Source organism: Micropruina sp. (genome assembly GCF_047602385.1).
In the GTDB taxonomy this organism is placed as follows: Bacteria; Actinomycetota; Actinomycetes; order Propionibacteriales; family Propionibacteriaceae; genus Micropruina.
The window spans coordinates 668,595-688,621 of the sequence record NZ_JASGHL010000001.1 but is presented as its reverse complement, the minus strand read 5'-3'; the positions used below and the strand labels follow the sequence as shown (position 1 = coordinate 688,621).

The 20,027-nt window shown below is 68.1% G+C and carries 20 protein-coding genes; 10 read left to right on the top strand and 10 right to left on the bottom strand.

Annotation, left to right across the window (positions count from 1 at the left end; genetic code table 11):
• The first annotated feature begins 107 nt into the window (after positions 1-107).
• The gene (locus QM711_RS03165; RefSeq protein ID WP_415096257.1) at positions 108-548 is read left to right on the top strand and encodes an HNH endonuclease; all 441 of its coding nucleotides are present in this window, start codon (positions 108-110) and stop codon (positions 546-548) included.
• A gap of 5 nt (positions 549-553) precedes the next feature.
• Here the strand turns inward: QM711_RS03165 and metW are convergent, their stop codons facing one another.
• Genes metW through thpR form a run of 4 tightly spaced genes read right to left on the bottom strand, consistent with a single transcriptional unit; the run spans position 554 to position 4,191 of the window.
• Positions 554-1,150, bottom strand: coding sequence for a methionine biosynthesis protein MetW (gene metW, locus QM711_RS03160; RefSeq protein WP_415096256.1), 597 nt, complete (start codon positions 1,148-1,150; stop codon positions 554-556).
• Positions 1,147-2,286 (bottom strand): homoserine O-acetyltransferase MetX, encoded by a 1,140-nt coding sequence (gene metX, locus QM711_RS03155; protein WP_415096255.1) that lies wholly within the window; start codon positions 2,284-2,286, stop codon positions 1,147-1,149. Before metX ends, metW begins: the two co-directional genes overlap by 4 nt.
• Before the next feature lie 4 nt (positions 2,287-2,290).
• Entirely contained in the window at positions 2,291-3,571 is a 1,281-nt protein-coding gene (locus QM711_RS03150; RefSeq protein ID WP_415096254.1) for an O-acetylhomoserine aminocarboxypropyltransferase/cysteine synthase family protein, read from the bottom strand.
• A gap of 53 nt (positions 3,572-3,624) precedes the next feature.
• On the bottom strand, positions 3,625-4,191 hold the full coding sequence (gene thpR, locus QM711_RS03145; RefSeq protein ID WP_415096253.1) for an RNA 2',3'-cyclic phosphodiesterase: 567 nt from the start codon (positions 4,189-4,191) through the stop codon (positions 3,625-3,627).
• A 72-nt stretch (positions 4,192-4,263) separates the two neighbouring features.
• Here thpR and QM711_RS03140 point away from each other — a divergent pair, with 72 nt between their 5' ends.
• From QM711_RS03140 to QM711_RS03115, 6 genes are all read left to right on the top strand, one after another.
• On the top strand, positions 4,264-4,731 hold the full coding sequence (locus QM711_RS03140; RefSeq protein WP_415096252.1) for a GatB/YqeY domain-containing protein: 468 nt from the start codon (positions 4,264-4,266) through the stop codon (positions 4,729-4,731).
• A gap of 6 nt (positions 4,732-4,737) precedes the next feature.
• On the top strand, positions 4,738-4,929 hold the full coding sequence (locus QM711_RS03135; protein WP_415096251.1) for a hypothetical protein: 192 nt from the start codon (positions 4,738-4,740) through the stop codon (positions 4,927-4,929).
• A gap of 76 nt (positions 4,930-5,005) precedes the next feature.
• Complete coding sequence (locus QM711_RS03130) at positions 5,006-6,280, top strand: hypothetical protein (RefSeq protein ID WP_415096250.1); 1,275 nt, start codon at positions 5,006-5,008, stop codon at positions 6,278-6,280.
• 23 nt (positions 6,281-6,303) lie between these two features.
• Positions 6,304-6,981: a hypothetical protein gene (locus tag QM711_RS03125; RefSeq protein WP_415096249.1), complete on the top strand. Its 678-nt coding sequence runs from the start codon at positions 6,304-6,306 to the stop codon at positions 6,979-6,981.
• A gap of 1,653 nt (positions 6,982-8,634) precedes the next feature.
• Entirely contained in the window at positions 8,635-8,922 is a 288-nt protein-coding gene (locus QM711_RS03120; RefSeq protein ID WP_415096248.1) for a helix-turn-helix domain-containing protein, read from the top strand.
• A 350-nt stretch (positions 8,923-9,272) separates the two neighbouring features.
• Complete coding sequence (locus QM711_RS03115; RefSeq protein WP_415096247.1) at positions 9,273-10,181, top strand: cation diffusion facilitator family transporter; 909 nt, start codon at positions 9,273-9,275, stop codon at positions 10,179-10,181.
• A 19-nt stretch (positions 10,182-10,200) separates the two neighbouring features.
• Here QM711_RS03115 and QM711_RS03110 read toward each other — a convergent pair whose 3' ends face one another.
• From QM711_RS03110 to QM711_RS03095, 4 genes are read right to left on the bottom strand one after another with little or no spacing between them, the layout of a single operon-like run.
• A complete protein-coding gene (locus QM711_RS03110) occupies positions 10,201-11,208 on the bottom strand; it encodes an ABC transporter substrate-binding protein (protein ID WP_415096246.1) in 1,008 nt (335 codons plus the stop codon).
• A 16-nt stretch (positions 11,209-11,224) separates the two neighbouring features.
• Positions 11,225-12,049, bottom strand: a complete 825-nt coding sequence (locus QM711_RS03105; RefSeq protein WP_415096245.1) for an ABC transporter ATP-binding protein — start codon at positions 12,047-12,049, stop codon at positions 11,225-11,227.
• The gene (locus tag QM711_RS03100; RefSeq protein ID WP_415096244.1) at positions 12,046-13,104 is read right to left on the bottom strand and encodes a FecCD family ABC transporter permease; all 1,059 of its coding nucleotides are present in this window, start codon (positions 13,102-13,104) and stop codon (positions 12,046-12,048) included. The genes QM711_RS03105 and QM711_RS03100 overlap by 4 nt, the downstream gene beginning before the upstream one ends.
• Entirely contained in the window at positions 13,101-14,120 is a 1,020-nt protein-coding gene (locus tag QM711_RS03095; protein WP_415096243.1) for a FecCD family ABC transporter permease, read from the bottom strand. The genes QM711_RS03100 and QM711_RS03095 overlap by 4 nt, the downstream gene beginning before the upstream one ends.
• A 38-nt stretch (positions 14,121-14,158) precedes the next feature.
• Here QM711_RS03095 and QM711_RS03090 point away from each other — a divergent pair, with 38 nt between their 5' ends.
• Positions 14,159-14,959 carry a siderophore-interacting protein gene (locus tag QM711_RS03090; RefSeq protein WP_415096242.1) on the top strand — a complete coding sequence of 267 codons (801 nt, stop codon included), beginning with the start codon at positions 14,159-14,161 and terminating at the stop codon, positions 14,957-14,959.
• Between the two features lie 4 nt (positions 14,960-14,963).
• On the opposite strand, the gene ppgK is transcribed toward QM711_RS03090, so the two are convergent.
• Positions 14,964-15,716: a polyphosphate--glucose phosphotransferase gene (gene ppgK, locus QM711_RS03085; RefSeq protein ID WP_415096241.1), complete on the bottom strand. Its 753-nt coding sequence runs from the start codon at positions 15,714-15,716 to the stop codon at positions 14,964-14,966.
• A gap of 112 nt (positions 15,717-15,828) precedes the next feature.
• On the opposite strand from ppgK, the gene QM711_RS03080 reads away from it, so the two are divergent.
• Positions 15,829-17,229 (top strand): sugar porter family MFS transporter, encoded by a 1,401-nt coding sequence (locus tag QM711_RS03080; protein ID WP_415096240.1) that lies wholly within the window; start codon positions 15,829-15,831, stop codon positions 17,227-17,229.
• A 39-nt stretch (positions 17,230-17,268) separates the two neighbouring features.
• Positions 17,269-18,936, top strand: a complete 1,668-nt coding sequence (locus QM711_RS03075) for a DEAD/DEAH box helicase (protein ID WP_415096239.1) — start codon at positions 17,269-17,271, stop codon at positions 18,934-18,936.
• A gap of 13 nt (positions 18,937-18,949) precedes the next feature.
• On the opposite strand, the gene QM711_RS03070 is transcribed toward QM711_RS03075, so the two are convergent.
• Positions 18,950-19,954 (bottom strand): alpha/beta hydrolase, encoded by a 1,005-nt coding sequence (locus QM711_RS03070; protein WP_415096238.1) that lies wholly within the window; start codon positions 19,952-19,954, stop codon positions 18,950-18,952.
• Between the last annotated feature and the right edge of the window lie 73 nt (positions 19,955-20,027).

Sequence of the window (20,027 nt, the reverse complement as noted above, 5' to 3'; positions counted from 1 at the left end):
CCTGAGGAGAGTCTGCTACCAGTCCTTGGTGCTGCCACCGTTCCGCGCTTGCGCGGGACGGTTTTTCTTTTGTCGCCCGACGCCCGCATCGGGGAGGGAGTTCGCGGATGGCCGTCCTGATCCTCAACACCGACAACACCGCGTTGCACACCGTCTCGCTGCAGCACGCAATCGGCATGCTGCTGCGGAAGGTGGCGGTGATCGAGTCCGCACACACCGATCTGGTCTTCGGCGGCTACCCGCAACCGCAGGTGCTGCGGCTGGTCCGCTACGTCAAGACCACGTTCCTGTACGGGCGGGCACCGGGCTGGACCAAGCGCGGGGTGCTGAAACGGGACGGCCACCGCTGCGGCTACTGCGGGGACCGGGCAGCCACCGTCGACCACATCGTGCCGATCTCCAGGGGTGGCCGGAACACCTGGAAGAACACCGTCGCCGCGTGTCACGGCTGCAATTCCCGGAAAGCCAACCGGACGCCCGCCGAGGCCGGAATGCCGCTGCGGACGAAGGCCTACGCCCCCAGCCGAATCCAGCTGATGGCTGCCTGAATGAGCTAGCCCCGGCCGAGTACGTAGACGGCGGCACCCGCCCGAAGGTTCGCCGCGCGCAGCCGCTTGCCCAGCGGTTCGCCGGCCAATGACAGATTGATCCGTTGCTCGATCTCGAGTCCGAGGCGAGCGAACAGGTCCTCCAGGTCGACCAGGGTGGTGAACCGCAGGTTGGGGGTGTCGTACCACGAGTACGGCAACTCCCGCGACATCGGCATCCGGCCGCGCAGCAGCATCAGCCGGTGCTGCAGCAGGCCGAAGTTCGGCACCGAGACGATCAGTCGCCCGGCGATCCGGATCATCTCGCGCAGCACCACCTCGGGACGGCGGATGGTCTGGATCGTCCGGGACAGCACGACGGTGTCATAGGACGCCGCGGCGAACAGCCCCAGGTCGGCGTCCAGGTCGAGCTCCATCACCGGGACGCCGGACGAGATCGCGGCCAGCACCTTGTCGGGATCGATCTCGACCCCGGTGCCGGTACAGCCGTGCTCGGTGATCAGGTGGTTCAACAGGGAGCCGTCGCCGCAGCCCAGGTCGAGCACCCGGGTGGCGTCGGGCACCAGGTGGGCGATCAGGTTCAGGTCGGGACGCAGGTTCATCGCAGCCCCTCGCTCAGCGTCCGGTCGAACCAGGCCCGCAACGTCTGGTGATAGCGGGCGACCGGCAACAGGAAGGAGTCATGCCCGGAACTGGCCGGGATCTCCCGGAAGGTGACCGGTTGCCGGGCGTGCTCGAGGTGCCGGACGATCCGGCGGGAGTGATGGGTGCTGAACCGCCAGTCGGTGTCGAACGACAGCACCAGGAATTTCACCGGGTCGGCCTCGATGGCGTCGGTGGAGTTCGGACGGCTGAACGGGTCGAAGTAGTCCATCACCCGGGACAGGTACAGGTACGACAACGCGTCGAACCGGTCGATGAACACCCGGCCCTGGTGGTCGAGGTAGCTCTCCACGGCGAAGTCGATGCCGAATCCGGGCTTGTCGCGTTCCGGGTGCGGGGTGCGGCCGAACTTCTCGCTGAACGCGTCCTCGCTGAGATAGGTGATGTGCGCCATCATCCGCGCGGTGCGCAGGCCGAGCCGCGGCACCAGCCCGGTCTCGGCGTAGCGTCCGTCGTTGAAGTCGGGGTCGTCCATGATGGCCCGCCGGGCCACCGCCGAGAAGGCGATGTTCTGGGCGTTCAACCGCGACGACGCGGCGATGACGGCGGCGTTCGCGATCTGTTCGGGGTGGAGCAGGGACCACTCCAGCACCTGCATGCCGCCGAGTGAGCCGCCCAGTGCGATCAGCAGCCGCTCGATGCCCAGGTGCGCGAGCAGCGCCCGGTGCACGGCGACGAAGTCGGCCATGTCGAGCAGCGGGAAGTCCAGCCCGTAGGCGCGTCCGGTGGCCGGGTCGGTCGAGGCCGGCCCGGTCGTGCCCTGGCAGCCGCCGAGCAGGTTGGCGCAGATGACGAAGAACCGGTTGGTGTCCAGCGGCTTCCCGGGACCGATCAGGTTGTCCCACCAGCCGGGTCGTCGGGCGCCCGGGTGGAAGCCGGCGGCATGGGCGTCACCGGTCAGCGCATGGCAGATGAAGACCGCGTTGTCGCGGCCGGGTGCCAGCGTGCCGTAGGTCTCGTAGGCCACGTCGACCGGTCCCAACGCCGACCCCCCGGAGAGGATCAGTGGGTCGTCGTCGGTGAACAGCCGGACGTGGTGGGTCTCGACCAGGCCGAGAGAGCCGTTGTCGGTCATGCCGTCAGAACTGTGCCAGTGCCTGGTCGAGGTCGGCGATCAGGTCATCGATGTTCTCGATGCCGACGGAGAGCCGGACCATCTCCGGTGCGACGCCGGCCGCGGCCAGCTCGTCCTCGGTGAGTTGGCTGTGCGTGGTGGACGCGTTGTGGATGACCAGGGATTTGGCATCCCCGATGTTGGCCAGGTGGCTGAACAGCTGCAGCGACTCGACAAACGTCGACCCGCCCTCGCGTCCGGCCTTCAGCCCGAACGAGACGATGCCGGACGCCCCGCGCGGCAGGATCCGCTGCGTGGTGGCGTGCCATTGCGACGACTTCAGCCCCGGGTAGTTCACCCACGCGACCGCCGGGTGGTTCTCCAGGTACTCGGCGACGGCGAGCGCGTTGCTGCTGTGCCGCTCCATCCGCAGATGCAGGGTCTCCAGGCCCTGCAGGAACAGCCACGAGTTCAGCGGCGCGACCGCGGCACCGGTGTTGCGCAGCAGCACCGTCCGGGCCCGGATGATGTAGGCGAGGTTGCCCACCGCCTCGGTCCAGACCACCTCGTGGTAGGCGTGGTCGGGCTTGGTGAGTCCGGGGAACCGGTCGGCGTGGGCCGTCCAGTCGAAGTTGCCGGAATCGACGATCACGCCGCCGATCGAGGTGCCGTGGCCGCCGATGTACTTGGTGGCGGCGTGCACCGCGACGTCGACGCCGTGCTCGAACACCCGGCACAGGTACGGCGTCGGCACCGTGTTGTCGACGATGAACGGCAGCCCGTGGGCGTGCGCGGCGGCCGACCAGGCGTCCAGGTCGACCACGTTGACCAGCGGGTTGCCGACGGTCTCGCCGAAGACCAGCTTGGTCCGCTCGTCGACGTACTGGGCCAGCTCCTCGGGCTTCTCTGGGTCGACGAAGCGCACTTCGATGCCGAACTGCGGCAGGGTGTGCGCGAACAGCGCGTAGGTGCCGCCGTAGAGGGTGGAGAGCGCGACGATGTTGTCGCCCGCGTAGGTCAGGTTCAGTACCGCATAGGTGATCGCCGACGCTCCGGACGCCGTGGCCAGCGCGCCGACCCCGCCTTCGAGTGCCGCCATTCGGGTCTCGAAGACACTCTGAGTCGGGTTCATGATGCGGGTGTAGATGTTGCCCGGCACCTTCAACGCGAACAGGTCGGCGGCGTGCTCGGTGTTGTCGAACACGTAGGAAGTGGTCTGGTAGATCGGCACCGCACGGGCGTTGGTCGCCGGATCGGCGTCCTCCTGGCCAGCATGCACGGCCAGCGTCTCGGGCTGGTAGGTCATCGTGGGCTCACCCTTCAGTGGACAACCCGGTCAGCGTAGCGGCTGCGCCCGGCTCACTCCGACGCCGGACGAGTACCGGAAGCGACAGTGCGGAGCACCTCGTGCTGGGCGCCGGAACGCCGCAGTTGAGAGCGGACCAGATGGAACGCGGTGACCTCGAAGGCAGCCGGGGGGAAGCTGTCCACGATGCGCAACCAGCGGGTCAGCTCGCCTGGCTGCCGTCGCCGGGCCACGGTCAGGTGGGGCAGGTGTTTGGCGTTGTCGGACGGCACCCCGACACGGTCGGCAGCGGTCCGGACGCGGCGGCTGAGCGCGCTCAACTGAGCCGAGCCGTCCGTCACGCCGCGGTACAGCACGCGTCCGGCGGCCGGGTTCGGGAAGGCGCCCGCGCCGTCCAGGACGAGCCGGAACGGGTCCACCCGGACGTCGTCGAGGGCGTCGGCCAGAGCGTCCACCCGGTCGTCGCGGACGTCGCCGAAGAAGGCCAGGGTGAGGTGCCAGGTCTCGCGGGATTGCCACCGCAGTTCAGGATCGGCGTCGCGGCGGGGCTCGACGAAGACGTCCAGGGCATCGAGGACGGCTGCCGGTGGCACGACCGCCACGAACAGGCGCATTGTCATCGCCGCGAATTGTAGGGCGGTTGCGGCCCGGTGCCACAATGAGTCGTTCAGGTTCACCGTGGAAGGACACTCATGGCAGCGATCAAGGACCGCCTCAAGCAGGAACTGGTGGCGGCGCTGAAGGCGCACGACGACGTCCGCAAGTCGACCGTCCGGATGGCGCTGGCAGCGATCGCCAACGAGGAGGTGGCCGGAAAGACGGCGAAGGAGCTGACCGAGGCCGAGGAGCAGGCGGTGCTGACCCGCGAGGTCTCCAAGCGGAAGGACTCCGCGGAGGCGTACACCGGCGGGAACCGTCCGGAACTGGCCGAAAAGGAGCTCGCCGAGGCCGCCATCCTGGCGGAGTTCCTGCCCGAACAGCTCACCGAGGCCCAACTCGCCGCCATCGTCGACGAGGAGGTCGCCGCGGTCGCCGCCACCCTGGGCGCCCAGCCGACCATGCGCCAGATGGGTCTGGTGATGAAGGCCGTCACCCCGCGGATCACCGGTCGCGGCGACGGCAAGACCGTCGCCGCGCTGGTGAAGGCCGCCCTCGGGTAAACGATCGTGGCCAAGAACCCGCCGGGCGTCACCGAAGCGCCAAGTCGTCGGCTGCCGTGGAGCGTCCGATTTGCGGTGCTGCTGGTCATCGCCGGGTTCGTGCTGGCCTGGAACCACTTCCCGGGATCGTCTCCTACCACGCGCGGCGGCGAGCTGGTCAGCCGCGCGCGGAGCGCCGACCAGCCGGCCGGACGTTAGGGCTGGCTCAGTTTGGTTCCTCCTCGCCTATGAAACTCGCTTGCCATCGCTTGTTCGAAAACCTATAATCGAACACATGATCCAGAGTCTCGCGGCGGGCGGCACCGCTGTCGAGCGCCTGCGCTACTCGATGGAGCTGCGGCGAAAGGCCGACGCAGAAGAGATGCGGGCGCTGGCCGATCTCACCGTTGAGCACTCCTGGACGACGACCGACGAATACGACGTGGTCGGCGAGCATCCGGTCCGGCTCGGCGCCGACGGCAGCCGGCTGGTCGGCGAGTTCCTGCCGATGGAGGTCGCGGCGATCAAGGGCATCTCGGTGACGGCGGCGACCTGGTTGCTTCGAGATGTGCTCAATCTGCAGGCGCGCCACCCGAATCTGTGGCGCGCGGTCCAGGCTGGAAACGTCGCGCCGTTCAAGGGTTTCCGGATCGCCCAGCTGGCTGCCCGGTACGAGTTGACCCAGGAGCAGACCCTCGCCGTCGACGCGAAACTGGCCGGCAAGATCGACCGGGTCAGCTGGGCGCGGCTGCAGCGCCTCACCCGCGGCCTGATCGGCCAGCTCGCCGCGGACAAGATCGCCGCCGCCTCGCGGGCCGCTCGGGAGGCCCGGTTCGTGCGCAGCGATCCGTGCGATGAGGCAGTGGTGACCGAGGTGTGGGCGAGGCTCGACACCGCCGATGCCCAACAGCTCGAAGCGAGCATCCAGGCGATCGCGAAAGCTCTTGGCAGCCAGGGCGACACCGACAATCTCGACCTGCGCCGAGCGAAGGCGCTCGGCATCCTCGCCACCCCGGCTCGAGCCCAAGCTCTCCTCGAAGGCTCCGACGACTCCCGCTATCTACCGCGCACCAAGGTGTACCTGCACCTCACACCCGACGGCCCGGTGGCGCGCAGTGAGACCCTCGGGCCGCTCGCCCGCGCCCAACTCGCGGAGCTGTTCGGCACCCACCGGATCACCGTCACCCCCGTTCTGCACGCCGACGCCGGCCAGGCCGTGGACTGCTACGAGATACCCGAGCGGACCCGCGAGGCAGTCGTACTACGCGACGTGTGCGAGGTCTTTCCCTACTCCTCGCGGACGGCTCGCCGTCTCGATCTCGACCACACGCAGCCCTACCGGGCCGGAGCAGCCGGACAGACCCGGCCCGACAATCTCGGGCCGCTCACACGCCGCGTCCACCGCGCCAAGACCGCGGGACGGTGGCGGCTGCGACAACCGCGAGGCGGAGTCTTTTGGTGGAAGTCCCCCACCGGACAGCAGTACCGGGTCTCGCCCGACGGCACCTGCGATCTGCGCGGCTGGTCACCACTGGAACGAAAGGTCAGCTGGCTACTCGACAGCGGCTAGCAGGCGTGCCGTAGTGTTCGGCCATGAAACGCCTGCTGACGCTGATGTCGCTGATGGTTTTGAGCGCCTGCACGATCGGCCAACCCGCCGCGACCCCGGTGCCGTCGGCGTCCCCGACCATCACCGAGGCGTCACCCAGCCCGTCGCCGGAGCCGACTGAGACGTCCACCACGTCGGCGTCGCCGTCGGAGTCCCCATCTGAGTCTCCGTCCGGCTCACCCGAGCCGAGCCCGCAACCGACAGACGCACCGTCCGGCGACCCGAGCGCAACACCCACCCCGTCGCCGTCGCCGGGCTCGGCGGGTACCTTCCGGGCGCCGGGCGAAGTGCTTGACCTCGGCGGCGAGGTGACCATCACCGTGCTGGACAGCAGGCGCGCCAAGGTCGCCGGCCACCGTGGCAACCAGGTGTTGACGATGGTCAAGAGCTGCAACGTGTCGGCGGCCGCCGGCATCGAACTGAGCTGGGACACCTGGGTGCTCCTCGGGCCCGACAGCGAGGAGTACCCGGCGAGCACCACCCGCGGCAACTCCGAACCGGCGCCCGTCTACCCCAACAGCAGCGGCCGGCTCTACAAGCCCGGGCAGTGCGCCAAGGGCTGGATCGTCTTCGACGTGCCCAACGGCGTGAAGCTGTCCGGCGTCCGCTACATGAACAGCAACGGTGACTCCGGGCAGTGGCGGCTGAACGCGAACATCTGAGGTCGAGGCCCGGCGCCTCCCAGATCGGCGCGAGCTTGACGAGCATTGACGGCGCCGGAGTAGATCGGACTAGTCCAGATGCCGTGATGCCTCTCGCCGCTCTGGGTGAGGGCCTCGCTCTCGGATGGCGCTTCCTGAGCGACAGCACAGCAACTGCGAACGCACCGACTCCAATCGGTTGCCCAGTCAAGACGCCCGCCCAGCGACGAGACCGAGTTTGGCCCGTGCCCTAGTCCAGTTCGCGGCTCGACCTTGACCATCGCGACAAGGCGACTGGTCCTCAACTGGCCCACGAAGCTAGACGATGCGCCGCCAGGCAAGCGGATCGACGATCGCTCAGAGCCAAAGTGACGCTACGTGTGGTGCAACCAAATGCGACAGCGCGTTCCTAGAGTCGATAGCCCTGAGCGTCGATGCGTCGCAGAGTCAAATCAATTTCCCGCCATGTCCGTTCAAAATCCTCAAGATATGACTGCTCTTTGGCTCTGGCGCCGAAAGTCGCGAGACAGACAATCGCAACGGCCACGACCGTCTCGTCGTCCTCGTCGAAGAGCCGGAACTCGATTGTCGAACTCTTGGGTGTTCGACCTCGGCCGCCAATAATTCCGGCAGAGAAGTCCGGCCCCCGCAACTCGGGCGACTTTCGAGTCGACGAGTTCGCGATGCGCTCGTCTGGAGGATACAGCCTTCCCCCGCCCTGGCGAGAGACTGTGGCGCGTAGTGTTGCTTCAGCCGCGGTTATTGGATACTGCACGTCGTACCATCTTGCCGGCATTCCACTCCTTAGATTGATCTAGAGTCCGATGTTGTGTTTCTCGTCCAGCGGGGTTCGCCGGGTTTGGCTCCACCACCCTCGATAGCAGCGTGCTCGAGCCCGCGTGAAACCGCGATTTGTGAGCCCCTGTGCTACGGCCACCCACGAGGAACCGATGTATCGACGTATTGCCCTATACGTTCACGTCCCTAGCGGCGATCCGGCGCGGATCGTGGCGACGCCTTACCATGAATCATGCATGATAGCCACTACCGATAGGAAAGTCACATGACTGCATCATATTTCTGCTGTAACATCTGAACTGTGACTAGAAATTGGCAAAGGGAGCCATCGATAGGAGGAACGTCGGTGGGCGCATTATTCATCTTAGAGGGCGCCTGCCGCGCTTAGACGTCGCCTCGTCGAAGCGATAGCGTTCATTTGCCGACAAGCTGCTGCGGCCCTTGAGTGCGGCCTTGAGTAATACCGCGTCGTCGTCAGAGTATGCTCTGTCTAGGATCGAATTTAGTTCGGAAGCGAAAGGTTGGTGGCCGCTAGACTGGATCTTCTCCAGTTCGCCAATATCATTCGAAGAGAGTGAAGCCACCCTGCGGGCGCGGCTAAGTAGCCTCTTTCGGTCTGAGTCATCCATCTAAATTTACCTCCATCTAGTCTGGCAGATCGGACGTCTTCCGCCGTTGGGGAGTAGGTTCTGACCCCCTCGTGATGGTCGACGCTCCCCACCGTTGCGAACCCTTGTGCGACATCAAAGTCCCGCGACTCCCTCAAGCATCCGCGTGAGTCGAGCGACTAGGAGAGGGATATATCCCACTCCCAACCGCGCGTCACTCTACTGGGCTGAGGGTGTGAAGGCGGACAAATCCCACCAACGAACTCACGTGTCGGCCGCGAGCGGGCCGCCGGGGCTGCATCCGGCGCCCGACCTGAACTGGACGGCGTGGCGAGCCCACGTCAAAGAGCTCAAGTCGGCCGCGGGCCTGTCGATCAACGACCTGGCGGGCCGCTCCGGCCTGGACCGTTCGACGGTGCTTGAGCTACTGGGCGGACGGCGCGGAGTGGGCAGTGCCCGGGTGGACACGCTGTGGGCGCTCGCCTGGGCGTTGGAGGTCGACGATTTCGCCAGTTTCCTGGCGCCTCTGACGACCGACCGCGGCAGCACTCACTAGCGGGGCGTTCAGTTCCCCGGCCGCAGCTTAGGTGACGGATGTCCGAGGCGTCCGGCGCAGATCGTCCAGCGACGCCGCGCCCTGCCTTAGCCACCTTCGCCCAGGCGGGCTACCGGAGCGGAAGAAAGATCAGCCACAGAGTTCCCAGGAGTGCGAACAACAGGATGCCGCCGCGGAACAGGACGGATGGATGCACGGGCAGAGTCACGTTCACTCCCGGGTTGAGAACCGTTTCCCGGTACGAGACTCACCGGCGTCGGCCTGATACCACTTGCCGCCAGGTATTTAGGAAACGTCTGGCATGCATAATCGGTGGGCTGAACTAGGCTGACCGCACGAAGGAGGCAGACATGGCGGGGCACTCCCACGACCACGGCCGTCCGCACGCCGGCGCCGTCCACCGGTGGCGGCTGCAGGCCGCGCTGGCGCTGACCGGCACCTTTTTCGTGGTCGAACTCGTCGCCGGCATCTGGTCGGGGTCGCTCACCGTGCTGTCCGACGCCGGCCACATGGCCGCGGACACCGTGGGATTGGCGGTGGCGCTGACCGCTTCACACTGGGCGACCCGTCCCGACAGCACCGGACGACGCACCTACGGCCGCTATCGCGCCGAGATCTTCGCTGCCGGAATCAGCGTGCTGCTGATGATCGGGGTGTGCGGCTACGTGTTGGTCAACGCCGTGCAGCGGTTCGGCTCTCCGGTCGAGGTACCCGCCGGCGTCCTGATGGTCGTCGGCGTGGTCGGCCTGCTGGTCAACCTGGTTGCGCTGGCGCTGCTGCGCGGCGGATCGGCGGAGAACCTGAACGTCAAGGGCGCCTACCTTGAGGTGCTGGCCGATGCGCTCGGCTCGGTCGGTGTGCTCACCGCCGGATTGCTCACCTGGCTGACCGGATCGCTGCTGTGGGACCCGATCCTGGCTCTCGCGCTGGCCGGGTTCGTCGGCGTCCGGGCGGTGCGGCTGGGACGCGAGGTGCTGGGCGTCCTCGGCCAGTCGGCCCCGGCCGGCATCGACCCGGCCGACGCGCAGCACCGGCTGGCGGCGGTCGACGGCGTGGACGAGGTGCACGACCTGCACCTGTGGACGCTGACCTCGGGCATGAACGTCGCCACCGCGCACCTGGTCAGCGCCCGCGACGCCGACCCCGCCGCCGTCCTGGTGGCCGCCAGCGAGGTGCTGCGCGAGGACTTCGGGATCGACCACGCCACCCTGCAGGTGGAGCCCTCGGGCTCGGACGCCTGCCAGGGCACCGCCTGGTAGGCGATGCCCCGGCTGCTGGTCAGACCTTCTTCGACTGGGTCAGCCAGGCGGCCAGCTGATCCATCGACTTGGCCTGCGCCGAGTAGTCCATGGACGTGTAGGCGTTGGGGAACACCTGGCCGGCGCGCAGCGCCGGATGCTTGGCGAAAGTGGCCTGCTTGTTCAGGTCATCAACCTGATACCCCTCGACCGAGAGCAGGATCACGTCGCCGGTCATGGCTTTTCCGGCGTTCTCCCAGCTGTAGATGTCCCAGTAGTAGGGACCGTCGGGCTTGAGTTCGGTCAGCTTCACCCCGAGGCTCTTGTACAGCTCGGTCTGCGGCTCGTCCTCGGGCTTCACCAGGTACACGCCATCGGCGTCGGCGTACATCGTGGTGATCTCCAAGCCGGAGGCGGCGGCTTCCCGGAGTTTGCCGGCGGCCGCGTCGAAGCTGGCTTTGGCTGCGTCCACTTTGGCCTGCTCGGCGCCGAGGGCGACCGCGAGCCTGGCATTGCTGGCGATCACGTCGAGACCCTTTCCGCCCACCTTCACCGCCGCCACCGGGGCGAGTTCGAGCACCTTCTTCTGCTGCTCCAGGTCCTTCAGGCCGTAGTAGGCGGCCTTGGGATCGATGGTCCCCTCCCGGTCGCTGGGATACACGGCGGTGACGATCAGGTCCGGCTGGGCTTCGGCCAGCCCCTCAAGGTCGATCTCACCGTAGGAGTTGCCGAGGATCTTGACCGCGGACAGGTCGTAGCCGGCGAAACGCGGGTCCTTCTTCACGTCGACCCGGCCGAACACGGCGACCGGCTGCACTCCGTAGGAGAGCAGCGACAGCACCTGGTCGGCGAATCCGGCGATCCGCTCGGGCTTGCGGTCGAGGGTGATGGTCTTGCCGGTGTCGTCGGTATAGCTCCATCCGGCCGGAGCCGATGTCGAGGCCGGCGCGGACGCGGTCGGTGCGCCGGCTCCGCTGCTGCAGGCTGCCAGCACCAGCACGCCCAGTAAGACGCCCACAAACGGGCGCAACTTCCTGATCAGGTTCATGCTGACAAAGGTTAGCCTAACCTAACTGTGCCGGAGGGGCCGTCCGTTGCGGCTCGATCGGGTCGAGTGGCACCACCAGCGGCCGTCCGGACGCCGGATCGGGAATGACCAGGGCATCAAGCCCGAAGGCGGTGGCGAGCACCTCGGGGGTGATCACCTGCCAGGGTGCCCCGTCGGCGAGCACGCCGCCGTCGTGCAGCACGATCAGCCGATCCGAGAACCGTGCGGCCAGCGAGAGATCGTGCAGCACCATCACGATCGTGCTGCCCCGCTCGGCGTTGATCTGCCGCACCAGCCGGAGCACGTCCAGCTGGTGGCTCAGGTCCAGGAAGGTGGTCGGTTCGTCGAGCAGGATCACCGGGGCGTCCTGGGCCAGCACGAGGGCGATCCAGGCCCGCTGCAACTGGCCGCCGGACAGCGCACCCACGTCCCGGTCGGCCAGCGCGGTCATCGACGTGGACGCGAGCGCCTCCGCCACCTTCGCGGCGTCGGCGGCGCTCCACGGTCGAAGCAGGGTCTGATGCGGGTGCCGGCCGCGCATCACCAGGTCTGCGACGGTGGTGGCGGCCGGCGTCAGCGGCTTCTGCGGCAGGATCGCCAGCCGGCGGGCCACCGCCCGCGGCGACAGGGCGCGGATCGGGTTGCCCTCGAGCTCGATCGTGCCGGACGAGGGCGCCAGCAGTCGTCCGAAGGCCTTCAGCAGGGTCGACTTCCCGCACCCGTTGGCGCCGATCAAGGTGGTCACCGAACCGGGCTCGATCCGGAGGCTCAGGTCACGGAAGACGAGGTGATCGTCGTAGCCGAGGGTGACCTGATCGGCCAGCAGCGCAGGAATGGTCATCGACGCTCCTTACGGTTGTGACGGGTGATCAGCCAGATCAGGTAGGGCGCCCCGACGATCGCGGTCACCACGCCGACCGGGATCTCGGTGCCGAAGGCGACCCGTGCACCGACGTCCGCGAGCACGACCAGTGCCGCTCCGACCAGGGCGGACGCGATCAGCGGCGGACGCGGAGAGCGGGCCAGCCGGCGGGCCACCTGGGGCGCCACGAAGGCAACGAACTCCACTGGTCCGGCGGCGGAGACCGCGGCGCTGGTGAGCACCACGGCGATCACGATCACCACCAGTCGATGGCGCTGGACCGCGACCCCCAAACCGGTGGAGAAGTCGTCGCCGAGCTGCCCGAGTCCCAACGGCGCCGACTGGCTGAGTGCCACCGGGAGGAGCACCGCCAGCACCGCCAGCATCGGCCAGACGCTCGCCCAGGACACCCCTGACAGGCTGCCGACCAGCCATTGGGTGGCTGCCGTCGCCTGCGTGAGCTGGGCCCGGACCAGGAGGAAGTTGGTCAGCCCGCCCAGGATCGCGGTGACGCCGATGCCGACCAGGATCAGCCGGAAGCTGTCCACTCCCTGCCGCCAGGAGAGCCCATACACCACCGCGGCAGCCAGCAGCCCACCGATCGTCGCCACCGCCGGTATGCCGAGCCCGAGCAGTGAAGCACCGACCGAGTAGCCGCCGCCACCGATCACGATCGCCACCACCGCACCGGCGGCGGCCCCCGAGGTGACGCCGAGAATGTCCGGAGTGGCGAGTGGATTGCGCGAGAAGGTCTGGGTGAGCGCACCGGCCAGCCCCAGGCACAGACCGACCGCGATGCCCGCCGCAACCCGCGGCAGCCGCAACTCGAAGACGATGAACTGGAAGGCGCGGCTGCCCGAGCCGAGCAACGTCGACCAGACGTCGCCGACGCCCATCCGCGACGATCCGGCGACGATCCCGAAAGTGAACAGTCCCAGCACCAGTACCGCGCAGCCCAGGGTCACCCAGAACACCCGGGCTCGCCAGGGTACGGCGAGAATACCCAGCTCGACGCCCTGCCGGCGGTTCGTCACAGCGCCGCCAGCTTGGTGCGGCGCACGATGGCGATGAACGCGACCCCGCCCAGGGTGGCCAGCACGACGCCGACCGGAACCTCGGCCTGACCACCGCCGATCAGGCGTCCGACGGTGTCGCAGACCAGCAAGGTGATGGCCCCGACCAGGCCGGAGGCCGGCAACAGCCGGAAGTGGTTGCCGCCCACCATCCGCCGCGCCGCGTGCGGCGCGGTCAGGCCGATGAAGCCGATCGGTCCGGCCAGCGCCACAGCCGCGGCGGTGGTCAGAGTGATCGCCGAGAGGCCGACCAGCCGCGCCCGCCACAGGGTCTCCCCCAGCCCCTGGGCGAGTTCGGTACCGAGGGTCAGGCTGTTCAGCGACCGGGCGTTGACGAAGGCGAGCGCGAAACCGGCCAGGACCAGGAGCAGAGCGGGGGCGACGGCGTCCAGCGCCCGTCCGCCGAGCGAGCCGACCACCCAGACCCGGAAAACCTCCAGCGATCCGGCGTTGGTCAGCACCAGGAACGAGATCACCGCATTGAGCAGTGCGGTGACCGCAGTGCCCGCGATCGCCAGTGGTACCGGGTTGGCCAGGTCGCGGCTCAGCGTGGCGATCCCGAACACCACAACACTTGCGATCAGCGCGCCGGCGATGGCCAGGACGAGCGAGGCCGTCATCGAGTTGTGGCCCAGAAGGTAGGCGCCGAGCACCACTGCGAGGCCGGCGCCACTGGAGACGCCGAACAGCCCGGGATCGGCCAGCGGATTGCCGGTCTGTCCCTGCATCAGGGCTCCGGCCACCCCCAGGCAACTGCCGACCAGGAGGCCGAGCAGGGTGCGGGGCACCCGGGACCCCCAGATCACGGCGTCCATATCGGTGCCGGGATCGATCAACGCCCGGATGACCGCCACCGGGTCGACGGCATTGCTGCCCAGAGCAAGGCTGCCGAGCATTGCCAGCAGCAGGGCCAGGCCGAGCGCGGCCCACGCGTCCACCCGCACCCGTCGGCTGACGACGAGCGTCGAGGACGACATATGGTTAGCCTAACCTAACCAAAACCAGAGGACCTGCCATGGCCACCAACCCCCGTCTGATGCCGGAGGATCCGGCGATGTTCACCGCCTCGGTGGTGCGCACCGAACGGATCTCGCCCTCCTTCCAACGGGTGACGATCGCCTCCGACGAGCTGGCGAGGTTCGACTGGCAAGGCCTCGACCACTGGTTCCGGCTGTTCTTCCCGCTCGCGGCCCAGACCGAACTGCGGCTGCCGGACGTCCAGGGGCGGCTGTGGTGGAAGTCGTATCTGGCGATCCCCGACGAGCATCGCCCGCATTGCAGCAACTACACCGTGGCCGGCTACCGGCACCTCGGCGATCACGCTGAACTGGACATCGACGTCGTGCTGCACTGGCATCAGGGCTCGCTGTCGGGTGTCGCGGCCTGGTCGGTCGCCGCCGCGCCGGGCAGCCCGGTGGGCATTCTCGACCAGGGCGTGCTGTTCGATCCGCCCCAGGACACCAGCGACTACCTGCTGGTGGCCGACGAGAGCGGGCTGCCGGCTGTGCGAGGCATCCTGCGTGACCTGCCGGCCGATGCGGTGGGCACCGCGATCATCGAGGTGCCCGCGCACGGCGACGTGATCGAGGTGGACGCCCCGGACGGCGTCGCCGTGCATTGGGTGCCGCGCGAGGCGTCCGGTGAACTGGCCGGGGCCGCGGCACTGCGGGCACTGCGGGCGGTCGAGGCGCCCGACCAGGCGTCCTATGCCTTCGTCGTCGGTGAGTCCGGCCTGGCAACCGAGGGACGCCGGACGCTCCATCGCGCCGGCCTGCCGAAGTCGCGGATCACTTTCTCCGGGTTCTGGAAGGCTTGACGGCTCAGCCGTTCACCGCGATCCAGGCCGCACCCACGATGCCCGCCCGGTTCTGCAGCTGGGCGGCCACGATCGGCGTCCGCAACTTCAGCTTCGGCAGGAATTTGTGGCCCTTCTTGCTCACCCCGCCACCGACCACCAGCAGGTCCGGCGTGAACAGGAACTCGACGGTCTCGTAGTAGCGCTGCAGCCGCGGCACGTACTCGTCGTAGCTGAGGCCCTCCTTGGTGCGAATACTGGCCGCGGCCCGCTTCTCGGCGTCGTAGCCGTCGATCTCCAGATGGCCGAGCTCCGAGTTGGGGATCAGGACGCCGTTGTAGACGATGGCGCTGCCGATGCCGGTGCCCAGGGTGGTCACGATGACGAGCCCTTCGGCGTCCTTGGCCGCGCCGTACTTGACCTCGGCGATGCCGGCGGCGTCGGCGTCGTTGACCAACACCACCGGACGGCCCAGGTGTTCGGCGAGGATCTTCTCGGCCGGCGCGTCGATCCAGGACGCGTCCACGTTGGCCGCGGACAGCGTGGTGCCGTGCTGAACCACGGCGGGAAAGGTGATGCCGACCGGACCGTCGCCCAGATCGGCCGAGAAGTGGTCGACGATCTGCGCGACCACCTCGGCGACGTTGTCCGGCGTGGACTTCGCCGGGGTCTCGATCCGGAACCTCTCACCGACGAAATCCCCTGCCGCAAGATCGACGAGAGCACCCTTGATCCCGGTCCCGCCGATGTCGATACCCAAGACATGTTGTGGTTTCATGTGGCGAATACTAACCAGATCCCCTACGTTCAGGACTAGATCACCGGGCGGGTTCTCGCCCAGCGGTCCATGAACCCAACGAAGGGAGACATCGATGTCTGGATCGAACTCTGTGACAACTCCGAAGGGGTCCGGCGTCGTCCGGATCGCTTCGGTGGCCGCCCTCGGCGGTCTGCTCTTCGGCTACGACTCCGCGGTCATCAACGGTGCCGTAAGCGCGATCGAGAAGCACTTCGAGGTGGCCCCCGGGCCGCTGGGCTTCGCCGTCGCGGCCGCCCTGATCGGCGCCGCCGCCGGTGCCTTCACCGGGGGCCGGATCGCCGATCGGATCGGCCGGCTGCGGGTGATGCAGATCGCGGCCGTGCTGTTCTTCATATCGGCCATCGGATGTGGCCTGGCGAACAGCCTTGCCCTGTTCGTCGTCTTCCGGGTCGTCGGCGGCGTCGCCGTCGGTATCGCCTCGGTGATCGCACCGGCCTACATCGCCGAGATCTCACCGCCGCACATCCGCGGCCGGCTGGGCTCGCTGCAGCAGCTGGCGATCGTCAGCGGCATCTTCGTCTCGCTGTTGATCGACTACCTGCTGGCGCATGCGGCGGGCGGCTCGTCCAACATGCTGTGGCTCGGGCTCGAGGCGTGGCGCTGGATGTTCATCATGATGTTCATCCCGGCCATCGCCTACGGCGTGCTGTCGCTGACGATTCCGGAGTCGCCGCGCTTCCTGGTGGCCCAGGGGGACCCGGCAGCCGCCCAGCGGATCCTGGTCAAGGTGCTGGGCGTCGGTGCCGGCGAGACCGTCCAGAAGATCCAGGACTCGCTCAAGCGCGAGCACAAGCCGTCGATGGCGGATCTCAAATCGCCCAAGGGCGGCTGGTACCCGATCGTCTGGGTGGGCGTCGGGCTGGCGGTCTTCCAGCAGTTCGTCGGCATCAACGTGATCTTCTACTACTCCAACATCCTGTGGGAGGCGGTCGGCTTCGACGAGTCCAGCTCGTTCATCATCACGGTGCTGACCTCGGTCACCAACATCGTCACGACGCTGATCGCGATCGCTGCGGTCGACCGGGCCGGACGGCGTCCGCTGCTGATCATCGGCTCGATCGGGATGGCGGTGGCGCTGGGTGCGATGGCCTTCATCTTCGGCACGGCGCCCGTGGTCAACGGCGTCCCGCAGCTGGGCTCGATGGGTCCGGTGGCGCTGGCCGCGGCCAACATCTTCGTCATCGCCTTCGGCATGTCGTGGGGGCCGGTGATGTGGATCATGCTCGGCGAGATGTTCCCGAACATGTACCGCGGTGCCGCGCTGTCGGTGGCCGGCTTCGCCCAGTGGACGGCGAACTGGGTGGTCACCGTCACCTTTCCGAGCCTGAAGGACCTCTCTCTCGGGCTGGCGTACGGCGTGTATGCCCTGTTCGCACTGCTGTCGTTGTTCTTCGTGCTGCGGTTCGTTCACGAGACCAAGGGCCTGGCGCTGGAGGACATGGACGACGGATTCGTGCCCGGCGGGCACTGACCGGCCGGAGTCTGGGATCGGGTGCACTACGGTCAGGGGGTGTCCTCCACTGATTCCACGGTCCCAGACTCCGCCACGACCGGTTTCGACGATCTCGGCCTGGACGACCGGCTGCTCCGCACCGTGCACCAGCTCGGCTACGAGAACCCGACGCCGATCCAGGCCGCGACCATTCCGCTGCTGTTGAGCGGGCGCGACGTCGTGGGGCTGGCCCAGACCGGCACCGGGAAAACCGCCGCCTTCGCACTGCCGGCCCTGCAGCTGGTCGACCCCAAGCGGGGCCGGGCGCCGCAGGCGCTGGTGCTGGCGCCCACCCGGGAGCTGGCGGTGCAGGTCTGCGAGGCGTTCCAGTCGTACGCGTCCGCGCTGCCGGGCATCCATGTCCTGCCGGTCTACGGCGGGCAGGGCTACGGTGTCCAGCTGAGCGCGTTGGCCCGCGGCGTCCAGGTCGTGGTGGGCACGCCGGGGCGGATCATGGACCATCTCGACAAGGGCACCCTCGACCTGTCGGAGTTGCGACTGCTGGTGCTCGACGAGGCCGACGAGATGCTCAGCATGGGCTTCGCCGAGGACGTCGAAACCATCCTGTCGGCGGCTCCCGCCGAGAAGCAGGTGGCGCTGTTCTCAGCCACCATGCCGCCGGCGATCCGGCGGCTGTCCAGCACCTATCTGCGCGATCCGGAAGAGATCATCCTGCGTGGCCGCACCGCCACCGCGACCAACGTGCGGCACCGGCATCTGATGGTGTCCTATCCGCAAAAGGTGGACGCCCTCACCCGGATTCTCGAAACGGAGAATTTCGAGGGCATGATCGTCTTCGTCCGGACCAAGAACGAGACCGAAACTCTGGCCGAGAAGTTGCAGGCCCGTGGATTCTCGGCGTCCGCGATCAATGGCGATATGGCGCAGCCGCAACGCGAACGAACGATCGGCCAACTCAAGTCCGGCAAGCTCGACATTCTGGTGGCCACCGACGTCGCCGCGCGCGGGTTGGACGTGGACCGAATCAGCCATGTGGTGAATTTCGACATTCCGACCGACACCGAATCCTATGTGCACCGGATCGGACGCACCGGGCGGGCCGGCCGCAGCGGCGAGGCGATCTCGTTCGTCACCCCGCGCGAGCGGCACCTGCTGGCCAGCATCCAGCGGGCCACCCGGCAGACGCTGGAACCGATGCCGATCCCGACCGCCGACGACGTCAACGCCACCCGGCTGAGCCGGTTCGACGACGCCATCACCGAGGCCCTCGGCTCCGAGCGGCTGGAGCTGTTCCGGCAGGTGGTCGCGCACTACGTCAACGAGTACGACGTACCCGAACTGGACGTCGCGGCCGCGCTGGCCCTGCGCGCCCAGGGCGACGAGCCGCTGCTGCTCGACCCAGACCGGGAGGTCCGCCCGACACGTCCGCAGCGGGAGGTCTCCGGCGGCCCCGCGCTGGCCACTTACCGGATCGCGGTCGGCAAGCGGCACCGGGTGACGCCACGGCACATCGTCGGGGCGTTGGCCAACGAGGGCGGTCTGCGTCGCGCCGATTTCGGGCACATCGACATCCGGCCCGACCATTCACTGGTCGAACTGCCGGCGTCCCTGCCCCGCGAGGTCTGGGACGCGCTGCGCGACACCCGCATCTCGGGCAAGCTGATCGAACTCGCACCCGCGTCGGCGCGTCCGAAGAAGAACAAGGGACGCCGCCGGTTCGACTGAGCCGGCGGCTCGCTCAGCCGGCGGCGACCAGCGGCGGCACCAGCACCCCGGTTGCCGCCGGCTCGCCGATGCCGAGTCCGGCCCGCAGGATCGCGGTGACCTGCTCGGTCGTTCCCGCCGCCGGCGACCAGGGATCGACGAAGTCGTGCGTCCAATGCAGTTCCGGGTCGATGTGCGCCTCGCCGAAGTAGCCGGCCGAGCCCGCGAACACCTCGGTCGCGAAGTCCGCCGCGGCGTCCTGACGAACGGCGAGGTCGCACTGGTTGGTGACGACGACGACCCGCTCCAACTGGTGCTCGACAGCGACCGTGCCGTCGAACAACGACTCGGACAGGTGCAGGAACGGCACCACACCCGGCAGCGGGAAGCCCGGATACGCATACGGGCTGTTGTTGTCGGTGAGGGCGTCCTTGACCCGTGGATCCCACCACATGTACATCCGCGGGACGATCCGCGGGAACTTGACGCACAGCCGCACCGCGGGCATCGGGAAGCCCTTCGGCGCCACCAGCGGCGCCATGATCAGCGCCCGGCTCACCTCGTCACGCGTCGCGGCGGCCCAGGCCGCCATGATGCCGCCGGCTGACAGCCCGACCACCCAGACCTCCTCGCCCAGCCCGGCCGCGATGTCGATGCAGGCGTCCGCATGAGCGACGAGCTCGGCCTCGGTGAGCGTCGACAGCTCGCGATTCAACAGGTCGGGCAGGCCATGGTGCGGCATCCGCGGGAGCAGGACGCGGTAGCCGGCGTCCCGCAGCTGCTGGGCGACGGCGATGAACTGCGAGGGGGCATTGGTGAAGCCGTGCCAGATCACGACGGTGACCGGCGCCGCGGCGTCCGGCTCCAGCAACCGGGTCCGGGTGGCCTCCGGGAGCTCGGCATCCGCGACGGTCAACGTCGCCAGCCGGGCCAGGGCGGCCCGGCGATCAGCCGCCGGATCGCTGGAGGGCGCGGTAGGCGCCGCGACCGCCAGCCGCCGCCGGTACCAGGCCGGTCGGGTGCGAGGACGCTCAGTCACCATTCCGCTCCTTTCCGGATCGTATCCATAATCGGTTCCGGTCACTTCTTACCATGCGCGTGGCTAGGCTGTC